Source organism: Pseudomonas sp. ICBG1301 (assembly GCF_016918385.1).
Lineage (GTDB): Bacteria > Pseudomonadota > Gammaproteobacteria > Pseudomonadales > Pseudomonadaceae > Aquipseudomonas > Aquipseudomonas palleroniana.
The window spans coordinates 815484-836586 of sequence record NZ_JAEKGB010000001.1; the positions used below are offsets into that span (position 1 = coordinate 815484).

Consider the following 21103-nt stretch of genomic DNA (forward strand, 5'->3'; position numbering starts at 1 on the left):
TCAGACGGCTGCGGGGTTGGCCTTGTCGACGTTGATCCCGTAGCGGCTGATGGCTTCACTGACTTTTTCACGGCCGATGACGCCGTCATCGGCCAGTGCTTTCAAGGCCGCCAACGCGATGAAGTGCCGGTCCACTTCAAAGAATGCCCGCAGGGTTTCACGGGTATCCGATTGCCCGAAGCCGTCCGTTCCCAGCGCTACAAAGCGTCGGCCGGAGACGAAAGGGCGGATCTGATCGGCAAAGAGCTTCATATAGTCCGTTGCTACTACCAGCGGCCCCGTCTGCCGTTCCAGGCATTGCTCGACGTAGCTCACCCGCGGCTCGCTCTGCGGATGCAGCAGGTTCCAGCGCTCCACCTCATGGCCGTTACGGCGCAATTCAGTCAGGCTGGTTGCGCTCCACACGTTGCTTCTTACGCCGAAGTCCTTTTCAAGCAGCTCAGCCGCGGCAATCACTTCGCGCAGGATTGAGCCACTGCCCATCAGTTGCACTTGGGCCTGGTCGCTGGCACTGAGTCGGTACATGCCCTTGAGAATGCCGTCTTCCACGCCTTCGGGCATGGCCGGGTGTGGGTAGTTTTCGTTGAGCAGGGTGATGTAGTAGTAAATATCCTCCTGTTGCACGTACATACGCCGCATGCCCTCGCGGATGATTACTGCCAACTCGTAGGCAAACGTCGGGTCGTAGGATACGCAGCACGGAATCACCGACGACAGGATGTGACTGTGCCCATCGTCATGCTGCAAGCCTTCGCCCATCAGGGTGGTGCGGCCGGCCGTGGCCCCCAGCAGGAAACCACGCGCCCGCGCGTCGCCTGCCGCCCAGGCGAGGTCGCCGACGCGCTGGAAGCCGAACATCGAGTAGAAGATATAGAACGGCACTGTCATCAGGCCATGGTTGCTGTAGGACGTGCTGGCTGCAATCCAGGAAGAAATGGCACCGGATTCATTCAGGCCCTCCTGCATGATCTGTCCGTCCTTGCTTTCTTTGTAGTAGCTCAGTTGCCCTGCGTCTTGTGGGGTATAGAGCTGGCCTACGGCAGAATGGATGCCAATCTGACGAAACAGGCTTTCCATGCCGAAGGTACGCGACTCGTCCGGCACGATCGGCACGATCAGTTTGCCCAGGTGTGGGTCCTTGAGCAGCGTGCCCAGGATGCGTACAAAGGCCATGGTGGTGGAGATCGCACGCTCGCCCGTGTCCTTGAGCTGGGTGGCGAAGGCCGACAGTTCGGGAATCTGCAACGGCTCGACCGCGCTGTTGCGCGCCGGTACGTAGCCGCCCAACGCTTGGCGGCGTGCGGCGAAGTAGCGGGCTTCTACGCTGTCGGCGGCGGGCTTCAGGTAGGGAATATCGGCGAGTTGACCGTCAGTGACGTCCAGGCCAAAGCGATCGCGGAAAGCTCTTACCGCATCAGCGCCCATCTTCTTCAATTGATGGTTAATGTTCTGGCCTTCACCCGCTTCACCCATGCCAAAGCCCTTGACGGTTTTCGCCAGGATCACCGTGGGCTGGCCCTTGTGACGCATGGCGGCGGCGTAGGCGTTATAGACCTTTTCCGGGTCATGCCCGCCCCGTGACAGTTTCCAGATTTCGTCGTCGGACATGTCCGCAACCAACGACAGCAACTCCGGGTATTTGCCAAAGAAATGTTCGCGGACATAAGCGCCGTTCTGGGATTTGTAGTTCTGATAGTCGCCGTCCACACATTCCATCATGCGCTGGCGCAGCAGGCCGCTCTGGTCTTTTCCCAGCAGTGCGTCCCAACCACTGCCCCAGATCACTTTGATCACGTTCCAACCGGCGGCACGGTACAGGCTTTCGAACTCCTGGATGACCTTGGCATTGCCGCGCACAGGGCCGTCCAGGCGTTGCAGGTTGCAATTGACCACGAAGATCAGGTTGTCGAGCTTCTCGCGCCCGGCCATGGAAAGGGCGGCCAAGGATTCCGGTTGGTCCATTTCGCCATCACCGAGGAAGGCCCACACCTTGCGTCCCTGGTGTTGCTTGAGGCCACGCAGTTCCAGGTAGCGCATAAAGCGCGCCTGGTAAGCCGCGGTGATCGGGCCGAGGCCCATGGACACGGTGGGGAACTGCCAGAAGTCGGGCATCAGCCGTGGGTGCGGGTAGGACGAGATACCCTCGCCACCGGCCTCGCGGCGGAAGTTGTCGAGTTGTGCTTCGCTGATGCGGCCTTCCAGGTAAGCCCGGCCATAGATGCCTGGGGCGGAGTGGCCCTGGATATACACCAGGTCGCCATCGACGCTGTCGGTACGGCCACGGAAAAAATGGTCAAACCCTACGTCGTACAGTACGGCAGCTGACGCATAGGTCGCGATATGCCCACCGACACCTGAGTGTTTGCCCGCACGTAATACCATCGCCATCGCATTCCAGCGGATAAAAGCGTTGGTACGGCGTTCGATGTCCAGGTTGCCGGGGTAGGGCAACTGGCGGTCTACCGGGATGGTATTGACGTACGGCGTGGTGACCCGCCCGTGGAAGTCGCCATGGCGCGCCACGTCGAAATCCAGCAACTGATCGATCAGGTAGTGCGCGCGCGGGCGGCCTTCGGCGGACAATACCGATTCGATGGACTCCAGCCACTCGCGTGTCTCCAGGGGATCATCGTCGTGTCTGAGTGCGTGGTTCTGGGTCATGTGAGGCTCCAGGGTAGGCGGATTTCGTATGACGGGCTCTTTGTGGGAGTGTCGATAAGTAATTGCAATTGCAACTACATGGCGGAATCTAGCGCGGGATGGGCTACTATTGCAACCTTCTTGAAATTCCCGCGGATGGTGTTGCATGGCGTCGAAAGAGCCTGATGTATGGTTTCGTTTTGTCAGGGCCCACAGGACGGTCATCCGTGAAATCGAGCGTCGACTGGCAGAGGCGGGCCTGCCGCCATATGCCTGGTATGACGCGTTGTGGGGCCTGGAAAGCGGCCCCGACGGTACGCGCCGCATGCATGAATTGGCCGATGTGCTGGCCATCGAGCGCTATAACCTCACGCGCCTGGTTGACCGCCTGGAAAAGGACGGCCTGGTAGTGCGTTCCCGCTCAGACGGTGACGGTCGCGCGGCGTTTGCCTCAATCACCGATGCCGGCCGGGGGCTCCGTAAAAAGATGTGGAAGATCTACGAAAGCACAGTGGAAGAGCTGTTTCTGTCGCAGATTGAACCTGCTCAGCGCCAGGCGTTTGCGGATGCGTTGGAGCGTACGGCAGGGCTGGCGATGGAGGCTGGCGTGCAGGTTCGTGGTCGACGTAAACCCTGAGTTCAAATAGGGGGAGCCAGGCTCCCGCACATTTAGTTCGCCCTGCGCTTCATTGCAGTCGGTACCGATCCAACGCTTTTTCCACCTGGCGAACATCGACATGACCTTCATCCGCCAGTGCTTTCAAGGCCGCCAGCACAATCCAATACCGGGTCGGCGCCGCCGCTTGCACTGACCCCGCGCCCAACGCGATGAACCGCGCGTCCACGTGCGCTGCCAATTGATCGACAATCGCCTGCGGGTAGCCGGTGACGGCAATCACCGGCGCAGTACTCCCAGCCAGGCAATCACGCAAATGGCAACTGCGCCTGGAGGCCGTGGGGTGCAGGCGATTCCAGCGAGCCGCCGCCGCTGCCTCCCGAGCCAGGCGTGTATAGCTGGGGCAGCTCCACAATTGCGCGCTGATATTCCAGTCTTGTTCCAGCAGGCGCTTGGCCTGCACGACCTCCGCCAGCGCCCGGCCGGCGCCGAGCAGCCGTACATCCGCAGATAGGTCGTGCTGGAGCGGGTACATGCCCTTGGATGCGGCTTCACGATTGTGCTCACTCAAGGGCGCTGCCAGTTCATGATCATGGAGGGCGAGGTAGTAAAACCCTGGCTTGCCGTCGACATACAGTGCACGCAACGCCGCCAATACAATCGCTTGGGTTTCCGCACCTGAGGCGGGGTCATACGGCGTACAGCGCGGGTGAGTGGCCAGCCACAGGGGCAAGGAAGGCTGAGCGCCCTTGGGCCAGGGCGAGGGCAGGTTTTCAATGTCGTTACACAGGATGCCGCGCTGTTGAGTGATGTCCGACAGTGCACTCAACTGCGCCGACGAATGCGCGCTGTGCAGATACAGCAAGGGCCTCTCAGCGGTATTGCGTGCGAACCAGGTGGGCCAATGACTCACGCGCCGGGAGCGTGACTGGCCTCGAATCACCCAGGCCTGACGGCTGGCTTCAAGGGTATTGGCTATGTTGATCAGAGTGCCCAGCGGTGAGTTGCCGGCAAGGTTGGCAGTGCTCAAGGCGTCGATACAGAACCGAGCGGCATGTGCGGTGGCGACGTTCATGGAGAGGGACACCTGGCAAGGAAGGCCATTACCCTAATAGAAAATCGCTTTTGATTGCAATTGCAATGATTGCAATAGTTGTTCGATGCAGGCGGGCTAAATCCCCGCAATGCTGCTACGTTTAATCCTTGAGTGCAGGAACGTCATAGCGCAGACTTTTTTTCGTCATGACGGCACTTTAGGCTGGTTGTGCAGGTCATTAATCTGCAGCCACATTAAACCTAGCGAGGAGTGACCCATGGACGATTATCAGGAAGAACTGCTGGAGTACCAGGCGTTTGAATTGGACCCGCTGGATCCGGTGGATGACGCCACTGAGCTGTAACCCTGACTTCAGGCGGAATGCCGCTGACTGCGGCGAAATTCCCCTGGGGTCTGGTTGTTCCACCGCCTGAACGCCCGTTGAAACGCCTGGGCCGAGGCAAAACCGAGCAGATAGGCGATTTCGCCGAATGCCAGTTCGGTGTCGCGAATGTAGGTCATCGCCAAGTCGCGGCGAGTATCGTTGAGAATTGCGCGAAACTGAGTGCCTTCTTCGGCCAGCTTGCGCCGCAGCGTCCAGGTGGGCAGCTTCAAGCGCGCCGCCACTTCTTCAAGGTCCGGTTCCCGGCCGCCATTGAGCATCGGCCCGAGCAAACGGGTGATGCGCTCGCGCAGGCTGCGGGTGCGGGTCAGCTGTTCCAACTCCCTTTCACACAACTGCAGCAACAGATGCCAGGTGCTGGGGCAGTGCTGTGGGTTACGCAGGGCCAGGGTTTGCTGGCCCAGGCGCAGTTGGTTGGCGTCGGCGCCGAAGTGAACATCGCCTAGCGCCTGGTAGTGTTCGCTGTATTGCGGCGCTTCGAACTCGATGTCGATACGCTGCGCACGTACGGGCTGCTGGGCCAGGCTCGACAATTGGTGCAGCCAGCCGGCGATGATCGAGTCCACCACAAAACGGTTGTAAGCGTTGTAGGGGCTGATGGAATAGAACCGCAGCCAGGCGCCTTCAGCATCCTCATGAAAGCTCGACTGCCCGCGATAGTTGGAGCCGTACAAGGCTTCGAAGCGCGTCAATGTACGTGCCGCTTCGCGTACGTTGGGCGCCTGGGCGGCTGTGACACCCGCCAGCCCGGCCTGGCTCAAGCGGCTGAGCTGGCCCATGCGCAGGCCCAGGCTCGGGTCGCCGGTCAGTTGGATGGCGGCATGGCCCAGGCGCATATAGCGCGGGATCGACAGGCGTGCGCCAGCCTCGGCAAGGCGTGCCGGGTCCAGGCCGTATTGCAGCAGCAAGGGTTGCGGGTCCATACCGTGGCTGTGGATGGCATCGGCCAGGGTGTGCACGAAGCCCACCGACAGATCCCCAAGGCGCACCGGCTTCACGGGTTACAGCCAGACATTCAACAGGCGTGCGCCACGGGCGTCGCTGTCGGCACTGATCTGCCCGTTGCTGTTCAGGAAACTGTGCCCGGCGGTACCCAGGTCCCAGAACTGCCCGCGCAGAAATACACTCATGCCTGCCGTGGCCTGGCTGATCGGCTGCTGGCTGATCAGGGTGAGCCGGCGCCAGGCTTCGCCTTCGCTGAGTTCTTCGGGCTTGAGGCTGATTTCAGGCGGCGTGGACACACTTTTGAAGCCGCGCCATGGCCGGTCCCAGGTGTCGCGACCGGTCACGAATGCCGGCACCGCAATCAGCTGTGCGCCTTGCTCATTGAGCTTGCGGTAGTTGTCCGGGTACCAGCTGTCGCTGCCGACCAGAACGCCCAGGCGCCCGGCCGGCGTGTCGACCACGCTGACAAGGTCTTCAGCGCCCGGTTGGATAAAGCCACGTTCGTCATAGATAGGATAGAGCTGGCGCTGCGGCTGGCCCAAGGGCAGACCGTCGGCGCCGAACACCAGGCTGGCGTTGTACAGCGCGCCATGGCCGATCTGCAGTTGCCCCTGGCTCACGTTCGGGTTGGGTAGGGTGATGGAGCCGGCCACCAGGGTGACGCCGAACTCTTTGGCCAGGCCGCCGAACAACGCCTGATAGTCGCGGGCCATCGATGCGGCTTTCATGCGCAGGTAGGCGTCGTCCATGCGATTGTCGCCGGTGGCGCTGAGCCAGGCGCGGGCGAACAGGAATGGGTTGCTGGCCGACAGCCAGTTCATCGCGTCCTTGAGGTGGATGGCCTGGTACAGCTCGTTTTTCTCGCCGCCCAGCATCAGCCAGGTGCCGATATGCTCCGGCAGCACTACGACGGTCTTGCTGTTGATCAGGCCCTGGTCCCGGGCCTTTTGCAGGTAGGCCGCGAGTTTCAGGTGCAGGCGTTCCAGGCTCTGGTAGTCGGCGGGAAACAGCTCCGGCTGGATGCCCAGCAAATTGCCACGGTCGGCCGGAATGCCTTCGTTGACGGCCAGGGTAATGCGCAGGTCCGACAGGTAATGCGCCACAGGGCGCTCCTGGGTCCAGACCAGATACGCGGTGGCGGCGGCAACCAGGGCCAGGGTGAAACTGAAAGCTAGAAGTTTACGCATGGGGCAACAGACAACAGACCGGGTGCAGGGTTCGCGACTAGGGTAGGGCCCATGGCGCGGCTTGCCAAGGGGCGCTGTACATTTGGATCAATAACTTGTCAGTTTCAGTCATTGAGCGCGGGTTCAGCGCCTCTTAGTCTGTGGGACATAAACCGATGGGGTGTCATACGAACGCCCCACGTCCCGTGATGATCTGTTGTGGAGCTTGACCATGACCGCTGCTGCCTACCCGCATCTGCTGGCCCCGTTGGACCTGGGTTTTACCACCTTGCGCAACCGTACCCTGATGGGCTCGATGCACACTGGCCTGGAAGAAAAGCCTGGCGGTTTCGAACGCATGGCGGCCTATTTCGCCGAGCGTGCCCGTGGCGGCGTGGGCCTGATGGTGACCGGCGGCATTGGCCCGAATGATGAGGGTGGGGTCTACGCCGGTGCGGCCAAGCTGACCACCGATGCCGAAGCACAGAAGCACAAGATCGTGACCCAGGCCGTGCACGAAGCGGGCGGCAAGATCTGCATGCAGATCCTCCACGCCGGCCGTTATGCCTACAGCCCCAAGCAGGTGGCGCCGAGCGCGATTCAAGCGCCGATCAACCCGTTCAAGCCCAAGGAACTGGACGAAGAGGGCATCGAAAAGCAGATTCAGGATTTCGTCAGCTGTTCGCTGCTGGCCCAGGTCGCCGAATACGACGGCGTTGAAATCATGGGCTCCGAGGGCTACTTCATCAACCAGTTCCTCGCCGCCCATACCAACCACCGTACCGACCGTTGGGGCGGCAGCTACGAAAACCGCATGCGCCTGGCGGTGGAAATCGTACGCCGTGTGCGCGAGGCCGTCGGGCCGAACTTCATCATTATCTTCCGCCTGTCGATGCTCGACCTGGTGGAAGGCGGTAGCACCTGGGAAGAGATCGTGCAGTTGGCCAAGGCCATCGAGCAGGCCGGTGCGACCCTGATCAACACCGGTATCGGCTGGCACGAAGCGCGTATCCCGACCATCGCCACCAAGGTGCCGCGTGGCGCGTTCAGCAAAGTCACCGCCAAGCTGCGCGGTGCGGTGCAGATCCCGCTGATCACCACTAACCGTATCAACACCCCGGAAATCGCCGAACAGATCCTCGCCGAAGGCGATGCCGACATGGTTTCGATGGCGCGGCCGTTTCTCGCTGACCCTGAGTTCGTCAACAAGGCTGCGGCCGGTCGTGCCGATGAAATCAACACATGCATCGGCTGCAACCAGGCCTGCCTGGACCACACCTTCGGCGGCAAACTGACCACCTGCCTGGTCAACCCACGAGCGTGCTACGAGACCGAACTTAACTACCTGCCGGTCAAACAGATCAAGAAAATTGCCGTGGTCGGCGCCGGCCCGGCCGGCCTGGCAGCGGCGACGGTGGCTGCCGAGCGTGGCCACCAAGTGACGCTGTTCGATTCGGCCAGCGAAATTGGCGGCCAGTTCAACATCGCCAAGCGAGTGCCGGGCAAGGAGGAGTTTTTTGAAACCCTGCGCTACTTCAAGCGCAAGCTGCAGACCACCCACGTCGAACTGTGCCTGAACACTCGCGTGGAGGTGGCGCAACTGGAAGCGGGCGGTTACGACGAGATCATCCTGGCCACCGGTATTGCACCGCGCACCCCTGCGATCCCGGGCATCGACAATGCCAAGGTGCTCAGTTACCTGGACGTGATTCTGCAGCGCAAGCCGGTGGGCAAGCGCGTGGCGGTGATCGGCGCCGGCGGCATTGGTTTTGACGTCTCGGAATTCCTCGTGCACCAAGGCGTGTCCACCAGCCTTGACCGCGAAGCCTTCTGGAAGGAGTGGGGCATCGACACGCAACTGCAGGCCCGTGGCGGCGTGGCCGGGATCAAGCCTCAGCCCCATGCGCCGGCACGTGAAGTGTTCCTGCTGCAACGCAAGACCTCCAAGGTCGGTGACGGTTTGGGCAAGACCACCGGCTGGATTCATCGCACCGGTCTGAAGAACAAGCAGGTGCAGATGCTCAACAGTGTCGAGTATTTGAAGATCGACGATGAGGGCCTGCATATCCGTATTGGTGCCGAAGGCGAGCCTCAGGTGCTGGCGGTGGACAATATTGTGATCTGCGCCGGCCAGGACCCGCTGCGTGAATTGCAGGATGGCCTGGTCGCGGCGGGCCAGAACGTGCACCTGATCGGCGGTGCCGACGTGGCGGCCGAGCTGGATGCCAAGCGTGCGATCAACCAGGGTTCACGCCTGGCGGCCGAGCTGTAAGGCCACAAGCGGGGCGGTGTTAGACTACCGCCCCGTTTTTCATGCAGATCCCCTGATGGGCCCCTTCGACTGGCTTCCCCGCGCTCCCCTTGAACCCTTGTACCTGGACTGGTTGAAGGGCGTCGAGTTGGCGGTACTGCGCCTGGACCGCATCGACCCGCTGATCAGCGGCAACAAGTGGTTCAAGCTCACCGGGCATCTGGCGCAGGCGCAAACCGCCAGCGGCATCATCAGCCTGGGCGGCGCTTACTCCAACCATTTGCACGCCTTGGCGGCGGCCGGGCAACGCTTGGGTTTCCCCACCGTTGGCCTGTTGCGCGGCCACCCTCAAGACACGCCCACCGTGCTCGACCTGAAAGCGTTCGGCATGCAGCTGCATTGGCTGGGCTACGGCGGCTATCGCGCGCGGCATGCGCCGGACTTCTGGTTGCCTTGGCGCGAGCAATACCCGCACCTGCATCCTGTGCCCGAAGGCGGAGGCGGAATGGCCGGTGCATTGGGCTGCGCGGTGCTGCTGGAACAGGCGCGCGCGCAATTGCACACCTTGGGTTGGGCGGACTATGACGGCTGGTGGCTGGCGGCGGGTACCGGCACGACGCTCGCGGGCCTGGCCCTGGCTGAGGCGGGGGCGCATCCGGTGTACGGCGCCATGGCCGTGCCGGATGATCACGGTGTTGCGCAGAACATCGAGGCGCTAGTGCCGGGCGGTTACGAACTGCTGGACGCCTGCCGGGGCGGCTTCGCAAAAATCGACGCGGTGTTGCGCGACTTTATCGAGGCTACCGAACAGGCCTGTGGCTTGCCGCTGGAGCCGCTCTATACCGGCAAAGCGTTGCTGGCGTTAAAGCAGCAGATCGAAGCCGGGCGCTTCAAGCCTGGCACCCGGTTGATCTTCATTCATACCGGCGGCTTGCAAGGCCGCCGAGGGTTCACGGGGTAGCGCGCTTGCCCGGCATCATGCGCAGCGCGGTGTTATCGCGCACGATGTAGTGGTGGTAGATCCCCGCCAAGGCATGCAGCCCGATCAGCCAGTAACCGACGGTGCCGCTCAGTTCATGCCACTCCTTGATCTGCTTGGCCAAATCTTTGTTTTCGCCGATCAGGGGCGGCAACTCTATTCCGTAGAACATCACGGAATGCCCTTGGGCGCTGACGATCAACCAGCCCAGGATCGGCGTGCCGATCATGAACACATAGAGTGCCACGTGCATCAGTTTCGCCAATGCCGCCTGCCAGGGCGGCGGTGCCGGCACGATTTTCGGTGCCACGCCCAGTGCGCGTGCGAACAGCCGCAGCCAGACCAGTACAAAGATGGTCAGGCCGAACATGAAGTGCATTTCCACAATCAATGCCCGACCGCCACTGCCTTTGGGGAAGACCCCACGAAACTCAATGCAGGCGTAAACCACCGCCAGCAGCACCACCATCACCCAGTGCAACGCTATCGACATGGTGCTGTAACGCGTATCGGAATTTTTCCACGGCATCGCTGGGTTCCTCACTCATCAGGGCAAACCTCCGTTCTTTAGCGACGGAGTGCTTTAACTGTATGCCGATTTTGAGTGGTTTGCCTGGCGCAAATACCGTTGTTTTGACCTCTGTCAGCCGCTTTGCGGCATTTCGCCGCGAGCCAGGCGCTGGTTGATCTGCGTGATGACTGCCGGCAGCTCCAGGAGGGTGTCGATCAGGTAGTGCGGACGCGAGCGTTCGAACAGGTGCCCGATGCGTTTGCGTTCGCCGGCCAACGTGGCGCTGTCCAATGCGCGGAACTGCTCGTAGGTCAGGCCAAGGGCATTGCCGGAACAGGTCAGGGCCACGGTCCACATCCCGGCGCGGCGACCTTCAAGAATGCCTGGCACGGTGTCGTCGACCTTCACGCACGCCGCCACATCATCGACCCCCAGCGCGATCACGTTGGCCAGGGCCTGGGCCGGCCATGGTCGGCCGTTGGGCACTTCGTCGGTGGCAACCACATGGTCGGCGATGTAGCCGTGGGCGGCGGCGAGGGCAACCACCTTGTCCATTACTTGCTTGGGGTAGCCTGAGCAGGAACCGATCTTGATGCCTTGCACGCGCAGCCGGGCGATGGTGTCGAGGGCGCCCGGGATCAGCGCTGAATGCTCGGCGATCTTTTCGATCTGCAGCGGCATGAAACGCTGGTAGATCGCGGTGACGTCATCGTCGGTCGGGCTGCGGCCGAACGCCTTGCGGTAACGTTCGGCCACCTGCGGCTGATCGCACAAGGTGCGGATATGGTCCCATTTGCCCATGCCCATCGGGCCGCGGGCTTCGTCGATGGACACCTGCACACCGAACTCGGCGAAGGCTTCGACAAAGATTTGCGTGGGGGCAAAGGAGCCGAAGTCGACCACGGTACCGGCCCAGTCGAGGATCACGGCCTGGAGGGTGTTGGGGGTTTGATAGTTCATGCCGGCGATCCCAGAGAAGAAAGGTTGATATGCATGGATTGCAGTGCCTCGGCGATGGCGGCGACGGCGGCGTGCATGTCGCTGGCGTCGACCTGGCCGATACAGCCCACACGGAAGGTTTCCACCTGAGTCAATTTGCCGGGGTACAGGATGAACCCCTTGGCCTTGACCCGTTCGTAAAACGCCTTGAACTGGTAACGCGGGTCTTGCGGGGCGTGGAAGGTCACGATAATCGGCGCCTGAATCGCTGCCGGCAAAAAGCTGCGCAGGCCCAGTCCAGCCATACCGTCCAGCAGCGCCTGGCAATTACTGGCGTAGCGTTGATAGCGCGCAGGCAGGCCACCTTCCTCGGCGTATTGCACCAGCGCTTCGTGCAGGGCTGCGACCACGTGGGTCGGCGGAGTGAAGCGCCATTGACCGGTACTGGCCATGTAGCGGTGTTGGTCGAACAGGTCCATCGCCAAGGAATGACAATTACCCTCGGCGGCGGCCAGGGCGTGCTTTTGCGCAAAAACGAAACCCATGCCCGGCACACCCTCCAGGCATTTGCCCGAAGCGGCAATGAGGGCATCGAACGGCACCTCGCGGGCATCGATCGGCAAGGCGCCGAACGAGCTCATGGCGTCGATGATCAAGCGCTTGCCGTGGTGCTTCACCACCCGGGCGATCGCCGCCAGCGGGTTGAGAATGCCGGTACTGGTTTCGCAGTGAATCAACGCGACGTGGGTGAGGGTGGGGTCCGCCTGCAACAGGCGGTCCACGTCGGCGGCGGTGGTCGGCTCGTCCTCGGCGGTTTCAAAGGCCGTGAATACGCGGCCGAGCACTGCGCAGATCTTCGCCAGGCGTTTGCCGTAGGCGCCGTTGATCAGCACCAGCACCTTGCCGTTGCGGGGCACCAGGGTGCCGATGGCGGCTTCCACGGCAAAGGTGCCGCTGCCTTGCAAAGGCACGCAGTGGTGGCTCGCGGCGCCGTTGATAATCGCCAGCAACTGCTCGCAAACACTGGAGGTGAGTTGGTTGAAACGGTCATCCCATGAGCCCCAGTCCATCAGCATTGCCTGGCGGGTGCGGGCGGACGTGGTCAGGGGGCCGGGCGTGAGCAGAATCGGCGGGGTCATTGCAGCTCCTCGTGAAGCGGTCGAGTCAATCTACGGCGCCTAAATTGCAGTTTGGCTTGTTATCAATCAAATTGTTTGTTGTTATGCGAGCTATCAGTGAGGCCGATAGCTATGAACCTGTTCCAACTGCGCGCATTCGATGCCGTGGCCCGCGAGGGCAGCTTTACCCGGGCGGCGGCACGGCTGTTTATCAGCCAGCCGGCGGTGACCGGGCATATCAAGGCCCTGGAGGAGCACTACCAGATCCCACTCCTGCGCCGTACGGCCCGGCGGGTAGAGTTGACCGAGGAGGGCACGCGCCTGGCCGCGATCACGCGGGCGATCTTCGGCCTGGTGGATGAGGCGCAGATGTTGCTGGAGGCCAACCGGCAATTGCTGACCGGGCGCCTGGAAGTGGCGGCGGATGGCCCGCACCTGGTGATGCCGATGATTGCCAGCCTGCGCGCGCGTTACCCGGGCATCACCGTCAACCTGCGGTTGGGCAATGCTCAGGAAACCCTGGCGGCGCTGCTGTCCGAGCATGCGGACGTGGCGGTGCTGACCGAGGTGGAGCCGCGCCACGGCCTGCATTTGCAGCCCTTGAGTGAGTCGCGGATCTGCGCGCTGGTGCCGGCGAGCCATGCCTGGGCCAAGCAGCCTGGGGGCATTGACCTGGAGCAGCTCAACGAGGTGATCATGGTGCTGCGTGAACCCGGCTCCATCACCCGCCGTACCTTTGATGACGCCTGTCAGGCACGCGGTGTACAGCCCAGGGTGTTGCTGGAGCTGGACAGCCGTGAAGCGGTCACCGAAGCCGTCGCCGCGCAATTGGGCGTGGGTGTGGTGTCGTCAATGGAGGTCAGCCCCGACCCTCGGGTACAGGCGATTGCCTTGCAAGGTGATGGGCTGGTCAACCGGCACCTGCTCGGTTGCCTGGAGCGACGTCGCTCATTGCGCTTGATCCAGGCGTTTTTCGAGTTGGCCGCTTGACGGTTTTTTGGTGGATTGGAGCGTTCTTGCCCTATAAACTCTGCCCCCAAAGCGCCGGCCAGTAGACGTTTCGGCGCGATGGATAAAAGAGAGTGAGTCATGGGCGCACAGTGGAAAGTCAAACATAAAGAAGCGGCAGCCAATGCCAAGGGCAAGATCTTCGGCAAGCTGGTGAAAGAGATCACCATCGCCGCCCGTAACGGTGCCGACACCGCGACCAACGCCCACCTGCGTCTGGTGGTGGAGCAGGCCAAAAAGGCCTCGATGCCCAAGGAGACCCTGGACCGCGCCATCAAGAAAGGTGCCGGCCTGCTGGGCGAAACCGTGCAGTACCACCGTGTCACCTATGAAGGTTTTGCCCCGCATCAGGTGCCGTTGATCGTCGAGTGCGTGACCGACAACATCAACCGTACCGTGGCGGAAATCCGCGTGGCGTTCCGCAAGGGCCAGCTGGGTGCCTCCGGCTCCGTGGCCTGGGACTTCAACCATGTCGGCTTGATCGAAGCCTCGCCGGACACCCCGGACGCGGACCCGGAAATGGCCGCTATTGAAGCCGGCGCCCAGGATTTTGAAGACGGCGAGGAAGAGGGCACCACCCTGTTCATCACCGAGACCACCGACCTCGACGCTGTGCAGAAAGCGCTGCCGGAGCAGGGTTTCACCGTGCTGTCGGCCAAGCTGGGTTATGTGCCGAAGAACCCGGTCAGCGGTTTGACCGATGAGCAGATGGCCGAAGTCGAAGCCTTCCTGGAAGGCCTGGACAACCATGATGACGTGCAGGATATGTTCGTCGGTTTGGCCGGCTGACCCTTGCGAACACGCCTGCGGAGCCGTTCAGGTGCCCGCAGGTTGTTCCATGTTTTATCGGTAGGCAGCGACTTCAGCGGAGATTTTGTTCATGGCGCCAACGGCGTCGATTTTTCCTTCAATGCCCAGGGGTTCTCCTTCGTCCGTATAGCGATGTGGCGTGGAGTAATACAGGTTCAAGGAGTGGCCCATCACGGTTTTACCGGCCAAGCCCTGAGACGGGCCGAAGTCTTCCCCTGCGTGAGTTACACCCATATTGTGGGCGAGCTCATGCCTGATGACATAGGTTGAGTAAGTGTTTGAGGTGGCAATCATTTCTTTCTTGCCCGGCCCAAGGAATGCTCTTCCTGATGCCGCAGGGTCTTTGAGATTTGCAAGGTAAAACATACCATCGGCTTTAACGTCATCCAGCATGGCCTGGGCTCGCGGGTCATTTCTGAGTTGATTTAAAACATGGCTGGTATTTGTTTTGGCCCAGCCTTGATTATCTTCAAACTCTTTCACTGCAACGGCTCGGTAGGTGAAGTTTGCCCCTGAATTGACCAGTGCCTGGTTGGTTTCATTCATGGACTGCTTGACGTGTTTTTGTATTTTGTCTTTGCTCAGTTCTTTCGGCAATTCATTGTTGTAGAGAAAAAGCAAATCGATGGTAACCGTTTCCCTTTTCCACTTTTTATTATTATCAACTTTGAAAACGACCACCTCCCCAGGCTTGACGGTTTCTTGTGAGTTTCCCATGTCAACGATGGTGTGGTGGCTCGAAGAGGAACTCACGATGACCTCTGACCCAGGCGGCTGGCTGCCGGGAAGTTTCAAACTTGGCGAGATGGCGTTTTTGGAAATTTCAATATAAGTTTTGGGCTTGCTCAGGTCGGGTACTTGGCTATTGGCCAGGGTCTTAATGTCAAAGAATTTCTCCGGGGCACGTATCATTTCCCATTTTTTGTTTTTTGTGATGTATTTGAATATGTATTCTTCCCCTTTATCCAATGTCATTGCGCTGCGATTGTTTATATTGGATGTATTGATATTAAAAGTCTGTCTAGCGCTTGATGTGAGCCTGACCAGATCATTGTCATTGGCAATGTCGGGGAGTTTGACGGTTTTTTCGTTGGCGGCGTCATCCAATAAAAATATTGTTTTTTTGCCCTCGAGTTTCAGCGCTTTGGCCTCTTGCGCCTCGGGCATTACGGGCTTTGGTTCGATGGGCGCGATCGATGGGGTGGGATTTTTCTGTGGCGTGAACAGCTTCCAGCCTTTATCAATTTCGGAGTATTGATAAATGCGTTTTTCATCCTTGTTCAAGATAGCGCTCTGCGCAGGCACGATATTTTTCCCTTCTATCGTTACAGGCTTGTCCGCAGACGACTCGATCACGATCAAGTCGTTATCCTTGGCGTGCGTCGGCAAGCTGACCGCAGGTATCCAGTTATTACTGGATATCGAGTAGAGCGTGATAGGGGCGGGATAGTTTGGAATGGAAGATCCGACTCTGAACGGCGATGAGTAATTGACGTCCTTGCCGGTCAAATACCATTTCTTCTGGGTTTCACTGTATAGAAAGGAAAGCATTTTATCTTTCGGCAGCGGAAGCCCGGCTGGAAGGTTTGTTTGTGTAAGATCCAGAGAGGAAGTAGAAGGGGAAGAAAAGGAAGTGGTGATTCGGTCGTAGTTTTTAGGCGTTTTAAATGCAGCAGTTCCAGGCGTGCGCTCGGCAACGGGCTGATGATCCAGATGAGGTTGCAAAGTTTGGTGGGGTGGGGCGGGCATCCGGATGATCATAGTTGCACCTTGTGTCTATAAATATTGCGGATTGCAATGGACTGGGGTGGCGATCTTATCGGGAATTCATGGCTTTTCCAGAGGCGCTATATATTTGGATGTTTCCAATGTTCTGTAGGGTGCGTCTGGAGCCGCACCCTCTAATCTATGACTGCATAAGTTTGCGCTATTTAAATATCCTGCAAACTAACTGTGATGTCCTCGAAGCTTGGACGCGCCAATACATCCGTTTGGAGGCAATGGGCGTTTAACGCTTCCAGGCGGCATCGTGTTTCGCCACTGAACCCCGGCTCGACCCGCTCCAACAACTCTCCCAGCAACACCCCGAAGGCCCGAACTTCAATCCTTTGCAACGCCCTGGTTTCCAGCGTGTCCGCCATAGCATGGAACGAGGCCGCGCCGAAATCGCCCAGCAGGCAATCGCCCGCTGCATTCCACAAGATATTGTGCGCGTACAAGTCGCCATGGGTGATGCCCTGCCGATGCAGGTGCGCCGCCACCGACGCCACGCCCCGCAGCATGCGCAACGCCACCTCAAGGCTGAAGCGGGTATCGGCTTCGTAGATATCCCGGGTGCAAGAGTCCCAGCTGGGCAGGGCGGCCAGGTTGCGATAACTCGGGTCGATCAGGTCCATGACCAGCGCGGCCTGGTCGTCGGGGTGGTCGACGACGCGGCCCTGCACTTTGATCAGGTTCGGGTGCAGGCCCGCGGCAATACAGGCTTGCATTTCGTGCAAGGGCGAGCCGTCGCTGGTGATGGTGCCTTTGTACAGCTTGACCGCGACAGGTTTGGACAAAGGCTTCCACAGGGCTTTGCGGATGATCCCGGACGCACCCTCGCCGAGTACCTCGGCCAGTTCCAGCTCAGGCCAGGGAATACTCGCCGTCGTGTGCTCATCGGCCGCTACCGCCGCCATTTCCACCGGGTTACCGGCATAGGCCAGCCAGGTCAGGCTCGGTAGGTTCAGCAGCCATTCGGGCAAATGGGTGAAACGGTTGGAGGCGATGCGGATCAGCTCAAGGTTGTGGCAACGGGCCAGGCTTTGCGGCAAGTGCTCCAGTTGATTGCCGGCCAGCATCAGCTTTTGCAGCAGCGGCCGCTCTCCCAGTTCGTGGGGCAATTGGCGGATGCAATTGTCGGTGAGAATCAGCCAGCGCAGCCGCGGTGGCAGGGCGGCTGCGGGCACATGGCTGAGCTGGTTGGCCTTGAAGCTGATCATGCTCAGCTTGGCACATTGGCCCAGGCATTCCGGCAACTCGGTAAAGGCGTTGTTCGAGCAGAACAGGATGCGCAAGTGGGTCAGGCGGTGAAGATCGTCGGGCAGACTGCTCAGGGCATTGCCGGTGAGGTTGAGGATCTCCAGGGAATCGGCCAGTTCAAATATTTCCGGCGGGAATTCGGTCAGCCCACAGGACAGGTCCAGGCGTCGGGTGCCGGCCAATTGGCCGGCCTTGAGTTGGGCGAGGGTATTCATGAACGGCGCGATCACTCGGCAAGGTAGGTGTAAATGCCGCTCATGATACCGGGTCGGATGCCCATTGCGGGCAGACCGTTTGTAATTGACTCAGGCGGCTCGCCGTGCGGGCCAGATCGATGGCCTGGCCTTCCATGGCGAGCGGCAGGGGCTGGTGGCCGATCAGGGTCAGGCGCTTATCGCGGTCGTAAAGCACGTCCACCAGGTTGATAAAACGCTGTTGCACGGCGATGGGGCATTCTGCCAGTTGGGGCAGGCCGTCGATGATCCAATGGTCGTAGTCCTGGCACAGCAGCAGGTAATCCATCACCGCCGTGAGTTGCTCGCACAGGTCGTTGAAGGTGAAAGCGATGGTGCGTGCCTGCCGATGGCGGTAAGTCAATTGCCGGGTGCCGACGCTCAAGCGGTGCGGTGGTGAGTCGGTGGCGGGCAGTCCAAGGTCTTCGCGCTGCTGCGCAGTGCCCGGCCACACATATTGCCCTTCGGTAAACCGTTGTTCGGCATGGGCCTGGGGCAGGCTGCGGAAGTCCTGCGGCGAACTGACCTCCAACACGTCCATGCGTGCGGCGATGAGGTCGATCACCGGCTTGAAGCGTTCGTGGTAAAGGGGGTTGGGCAATAACCCTTCGGGGGGGTAATTGGACGTCACCAACACCCAGATGCCCCGCTGGAACAGCGCCTTGAACAAGCGGCTGATCAGCATCGCATCGCCGATGTCGTGGACATGGAACTCGTCGAAACACAGCACGCGACAACCTGCCAGCAGTTCATCCAGGGTGACGGCCAGGGCATCGGTGTGTTCGCGGTGCTGGAACATGCCCCGGTGCAGGCGGGCGAAAAAATCGTGGAAGTGCACGCGCTGCTTCTCGTCGATCGGCAGCGCCTGGAAAAAACCATCGAGCAGCCAGCTTTTACCCCGCCCCACCGGGCCATGCAGGTACAGGCTGCGTGTGCGCTGACCGCCGAGCAGTTGCCGGGTTTCTCGGGCCAGGGCAGCAATTGCCTGGGTCTGGCCGGTACTGAGGGTGTAGCCCTGTTGCGCGGCTTTTTGTGCAAAGAAAGCGGCGATGGGCGAGGTGTCCGAGGCGTCGGTTTTTTTACCCAGCAGGCGTTGGATCAGGGAAAGCACGGCCAATACGAGTCGCTCTGTGTTTCGGGGGTCGCTCACTTTAGGGGCTTGAGCGCGATTTGACCAATAGAGAAGCAGGCAAGCCGTTATCTCAAAAAGGCATGACGGGTGGGGGATTCCGCGCAAACTGGCAGATTCTTGCTAAATGACTAACCTCATACAAAGTTTGTACCCCTGTATAAGGAATTGGGGCTGTGAAGGGACACACAGTATTGGCCGTCATGGGCGCCATGCTTGGCAGTACGGTCTACGGCGCGCAACTGCAAGTGGTGGTGCGCATCGACGTACAGCGCGGCTGCCAATTGGTGGGCACCACCCGCAGTGCCGGTATCGAACAGCTGGGTGTGCTGGACTTCGGCAGTGGCCCGCGCCTGGACGACCCGGCCGGTCCCTTGAGCGCGGCCCTGATCAGCCAGCGTCAACCGCGCCTTGAATGTAACCCCGATACGCCCTACCAAGTGCGCGTGGACGGTGGCTTGCATGGTGGCGTCGGTGAAGTGCGTTACCTCGCCACGGCTGCGCCTTCGGCTCGGCCCATTCCCTATCGCCTGTACGCTGACGCCGCGCGTCGCATCCCCTTGCCTGTAAATGAACCGTTGAGCGGGCGCGTGCCGGACTCCGGCAGCGTCGACCTGCCGCTGTATGGCCGTATCGAACCGTTGAGGGATATTCCCGCCGTCGGCCGCTATTCCGACCTGCTCAAGGTCACCGTCACATGGTAAGCCGGGGTTGGGCCCTGGTAGCCGTGGGCGGCTTGTTGCTGCTGGCGGGTGACGCTGAGGCGGCGGTCAGCGGGCAGATTCAGGCGCGCCTGGTGATCACGGCCAGTTGCGAGGTGAGCAAAGGTGGGGTGACTACGCCGCTCAATGCTACCGGCGGCACCGCCATGCTCGACTTCGGCAGCCAGGGCCCGACCTGGACCAACCCTCTGGGCGCGGTCGTTACCGACGTCACCAAGGCGCCGTTGTCGGTGTCCTGCAATCCGTCGGTGGTGAGCAGTTTTAAAGTGACCATCGACGGTGGCACCAATGGTGACGGCACTGTCCGGCGCCTGAGCAATGGTCGTCAGAGCATTCCGTATCAGTTGTCGGCCGATCCGCTGGGGAGAATCTCCTACAGCATCGGTCAGCAACACCATTTCGTCATGACCAAGGGCACACACATCCCGATCCTGTTATTCGGCTTGGTGGTGGCGAATACCAAGGCCTTACCGGCCGGCATCTATACAGACACCCTGACGGTGACTCTGGATTGGTAAACCATGAGGATGAACATCATGCATGCACTTGTCTCCAAAGCAGTTTTCCCCTTGATGGCGCTGGCGTGGGTGTCGGCTGCGCAGGCGGCCACGGTGGCTGGCACGGTGACCTCCACCCTGGTGTTGACCAGCAGTTGCCTGGTCAACGGTGCGGCGGCGACCGGCGGGATGAGTTTCGGTGCGTTGAACTTCGGTACCGCCAATAGCCTGTTCACCCAAGCGACCGGCCAGGTGCTGGGCGGCGGCGGCGGAGCGTTGTCGATCTTGTGTTCGGCCGGTACTTCACCCTCGTTGACGGTGTCCGCAGGGGCCAACGATGGCAAGTCCGCCGGTGGTGGGCGCGCGCTGTACGACGGCGTGGCCAATTACGTGCCCTACGACCTTTACACCGACAGCGGCCACTCGAACCTGTTGGCCATCGGAGGGGTGATCAACCTGGCGCCGAGCACCGGGGTTGCCCAGGCCGTGAATATCTACGGCAAGGCTACCGGCAAGGCGGGGCTGCCGGCCGGCACGTACACAGACACAGTTGCCGTGACCCTGACCTTCTAAGTGCATGAATCGCGTTGGGTGGGCGGCGTTGCTGGTGTGCGTGGGCTGGGGCATGCCGGTGTCGCTGTTGGCGGTGACCAGCCAGTCGTTCCAGGTCAGTGCGACGATCACCCCGGGGTGCCTGGTGGTCGGCGGCGGCACGAATTACGGCAGCCTGGCGTTCGGCACGTACTCAGCGCTGGCGACCAGCACGGCGTCCGTCGCGCTCACCGGGGGTGTGACCTTGCAATGCACGCCAGGGGTTGCGCTGAACATGAGTGTCGATGGCGGTTTGTATAACGCCAGCGGCCGGAGGATGCAGCTCAATAGCGGCACCGCCCAAGTGGCTTACCAGTTGTTTCGGGACGCGGCCTTCAGCCAGAGCCTGGGGATCAGCCAGAGCGTCAGTGTGACCTACAGCAACGCCAACAACATCACCTTGCCGATTTATGGGCGAGTGCAGTTACCGGGCAACCAGCCTGGGGGGACGTACAGCGATACGCTGCAGGTGCAGCTGTCGTGGTAAA

The 21103-nt window shown here is 60.7% G+C and carries 19 protein-coding genes; 9 read left to right on the forward strand and 10 right to left on the reverse strand.

Features of this window, described 5'->3' with window-relative positions; translation table 11 throughout:
• Positions 1-2661, reverse strand: a complete 2661-nt coding sequence (aceE, locus tag JBE38_RS03770; protein ID WP_090370089.1) for a pyruvate dehydrogenase (acetyl-transferring), homodimeric type — start codon at positions 2659-2661, stop codon at positions 1-3.
• Positions 2662-2806: 145 nt separating this feature from the next.
• Here aceE and JBE38_RS03775 point away from each other — a divergent pair, with 145 nt between their 5' ends.
• Entirely contained in the window at positions 2807-3277 is a 471-nt protein-coding gene (locus JBE38_RS03775) for a MarR family winged helix-turn-helix transcriptional regulator (RefSeq protein WP_090370091.1), read from the forward strand.
• Between the two features lie 49 nt (positions 3278-3326).
• Here the strand turns inward: JBE38_RS03775 and JBE38_RS03780 are convergent, their stop codons facing one another.
• From JBE38_RS03780 to JBE38_RS03790, 3 genes are all read right to left on the reverse strand, one after another.
• Positions 3327-4331 (reverse strand): transketolase-like TK C-terminal-containing protein, encoded by a 1005-nt coding sequence (locus tag JBE38_RS03780; RefSeq protein WP_205343603.1) that lies wholly within the window; start codon positions 4329-4331, stop codon positions 3327-3329.
• A gap of 333 nt (positions 4332-4664) precedes the next feature.
• Positions 4665-5693, reverse strand: coding sequence for an AraC family transcriptional regulator ligand-binding domain-containing protein (locus JBE38_RS03785; protein ID WP_205343604.1), 1029 nt, complete (start codon positions 5691-5693; stop codon positions 4665-4667).
• 3 nt (positions 5694-5696) lie between these two features.
• The gene (locus JBE38_RS03790; protein ID WP_205343605.1) at positions 5697-6827 is read right to left on the reverse strand and encodes a carbon-nitrogen hydrolase family protein; all 1131 of its coding nucleotides are present in this window, start codon (positions 6825-6827) and stop codon (positions 5697-5699) included.
• Between the two features lie 211 nt (positions 6828-7038).
• On the opposite strand from JBE38_RS03790, the gene JBE38_RS03795 reads away from it, so the two are divergent.
• Positions 7039-9078, forward strand: coding sequence for an NADPH-dependent 2,4-dienoyl-CoA reductase (locus JBE38_RS03795; RefSeq protein WP_090370099.1), 2040 nt, complete (start codon positions 7039-7041; stop codon positions 9076-9078).
• A gap of 55 nt (positions 9079-9133) precedes the next feature.
• Positions 9134-10018: a 1-aminocyclopropane-1-carboxylate deaminase/D-cysteine desulfhydrase gene (locus tag JBE38_RS03800; RefSeq protein ID WP_205343606.1), complete on the forward strand. Its 885-nt coding sequence runs from the start codon at positions 9134-9136 to the stop codon at positions 10016-10018.
• Here the strand turns inward: JBE38_RS03800 and JBE38_RS03805 are convergent.
• From JBE38_RS03805 to JBE38_RS03815, 3 genes are all read right to left on the reverse strand, one after another.
• Positions 10008-10565, reverse strand: coding sequence for a cytochrome b (locus JBE38_RS03805; RefSeq protein ID WP_198761822.1), 558 nt, complete (start codon positions 10563-10565; stop codon positions 10008-10010). The two genes, JBE38_RS03800 and JBE38_RS03805, sit on opposite strands and share 11 nt — an antisense overlap.
• Positions 10566-10679: 114 nt before the next feature.
• Positions 10680-11507, reverse strand: a complete 828-nt coding sequence (gene phnX, locus JBE38_RS03810; RefSeq protein WP_205343607.1) for a phosphonoacetaldehyde hydrolase — start codon at positions 11505-11507, stop codon at positions 10680-10682.
• The gene (locus JBE38_RS03815; protein ID WP_090370107.1) at positions 11504-12625 is read right to left on the reverse strand and encodes a 2-aminoethylphosphonate--pyruvate transaminase; all 1122 of its coding nucleotides are present in this window, start codon (positions 12623-12625) and stop codon (positions 11504-11506) included. Before JBE38_RS03815 ends, phnX begins: the two co-directional genes overlap by 4 nt.
• A 111-nt stretch (positions 12626-12736) precedes the next feature.
• Here JBE38_RS03815 and JBE38_RS03820 point away from each other — a divergent pair, with 111 nt between their 5' ends.
• Together JBE38_RS03820 and JBE38_RS03825 are read left to right on the forward strand one after the other, a co-directional pair.
• Complete coding sequence (locus tag JBE38_RS03820) at positions 12737-13594, forward strand: LysR substrate-binding domain-containing protein (RefSeq protein WP_205343608.1); 858 nt, start codon at positions 12737-12739, stop codon at positions 13592-13594.
• A 99-nt stretch (positions 13595-13693) separates the two neighbouring features.
• Positions 13694-14401 carry a YebC/PmpR family DNA-binding transcriptional regulator gene (locus tag JBE38_RS03825; RefSeq protein WP_090370111.1) on the forward strand — a complete coding sequence of 236 codons (708 nt, stop codon included), beginning with the start codon at positions 13694-13696 and terminating at the stop codon, positions 14399-14401.
• Positions 14402-14455: 54 nt separating this feature from the next.
• Here JBE38_RS03825 and JBE38_RS03830 read toward each other — a convergent pair whose 3' ends face one another.
• From JBE38_RS03830 to zapE, 3 genes are all read right to left on the reverse strand, one after another.
• Positions 14456-16183, reverse strand: coding sequence for a M12 family metallo-peptidase (locus JBE38_RS03830; protein WP_205343609.1), 1728 nt, complete (start codon positions 16181-16183; stop codon positions 14456-14458).
• 170 nt (positions 16184-16353) lie between these two features.
• A complete protein-coding gene (locus JBE38_RS03835; RefSeq protein ID WP_205343610.1) occupies positions 16354-17658 on the reverse strand; it encodes a protein kinase in 1305 nt (434 codons plus the stop codon).
• A 40-nt stretch (positions 17659-17698) separates the two neighbouring features.
• Positions 17699-18793, reverse strand: coding sequence for a cell division protein ZapE (gene zapE / locus JBE38_RS03840; protein ID WP_090370114.1), 1095 nt, complete (start codon positions 18791-18793; stop codon positions 17699-17701).
• A gap of 215 nt (positions 18794-19008) precedes the next feature.
• Here zapE and JBE38_RS03845 point away from each other — a divergent pair, with 215 nt between their 5' ends.
• From JBE38_RS03845 to JBE38_RS03860, 4 genes are read left to right on the forward strand one after another with little or no spacing between them, the layout of a single operon-like run.
• Complete coding sequence (locus JBE38_RS03845; RefSeq protein WP_425226343.1) at positions 19009-19509, forward strand: Csu type fimbrial protein; 501 nt, start codon at positions 19009-19011, stop codon at positions 19507-19509.
• Positions 19503-20045, forward strand: coding sequence for a spore coat protein U domain-containing protein (locus JBE38_RS03850; protein ID WP_090370119.1), 543 nt, complete (start codon positions 19503-19505; stop codon positions 20043-20045). The genes JBE38_RS03845 and JBE38_RS03850 overlap by 7 nt, the downstream gene beginning before the upstream one ends.
• Positions 20046-20063: 18 nt before the next feature.
• Positions 20064-20597 (forward strand): Csu type fimbrial protein, encoded by a 534-nt coding sequence (locus JBE38_RS03855; protein WP_060756929.1) that lies wholly within the window; start codon positions 20064-20066, stop codon positions 20595-20597.
• Positions 20598-20601: 4 nt separating this feature from the next.
• Positions 20602-21102 (forward strand): Csu type fimbrial protein, encoded by a 501-nt coding sequence (locus JBE38_RS03860; RefSeq protein ID WP_060756743.1) that lies wholly within the window; start codon positions 20602-20604, stop codon positions 21100-21102.
• The last annotated feature ends 1 nt before the right edge of the window (position 21103 follow it).